We start from the raw sequence: 389 nt of genomic DNA, 5'->3' as shown, positions 1-389 counted from the left end.
CTAAACCACTCTCTGTATCAATACCCAAATTGAAATTTCCAGATTGAATTGTAGCCGTGCAATCTTTTCCATTTTCATCTTGGAAATTAGCCCATATTAGATCCTTTTTATTGGAAAATTTCAACCCATCAGAAGAAAGTTCAAAATCTCCTTTTCCTCCCACTTGCATAAATGCTAACCCTACTTTAAGCCATTTTTCCATAAATAATTTAGAGGATATTGCAAATGTGACATTTCCTCCTTGTGGTTTATCTATTAACATTTCTTTTTTAGGCGTAGGATATTTTGGTATAGAACGATTTTCTGTCATTGCCATCACGGCAAATTTACATTCATCCAAATTCGTAGAATTCCTTGGTACACTAACTGAATAGCCTAATGCTGTAGGT

At 34.2% G+C, this 389-nt stretch carries 1 protein-coding gene; it reads right to left on the bottom strand.

The features are described 5' to 3' along the window. Nucleotides 1–340, bottom strand: a 340-nt coding sequence (locus ACS2MN_RS31040) for a hypothetical protein (RefSeq protein ID WP_438894978.1), incomplete at its 3' end; no start/stop codon positions are given. Between the last annotated feature and the right edge of the window lie 49 nt (nucleotides 341–389).

The sequence above is a fragment of the Bacillus cereus group sp. BceL062 genome, from assembly GCF_051780025.1.
Lineage (GTDB): Bacteria > Bacillota > Bacilli > Bacillales > Bacillaceae_G > Bacillus_A > Bacillus_A toyonensis.
This window is presented reverse-complemented; position numbering and strand designations above follow the sequence as displayed.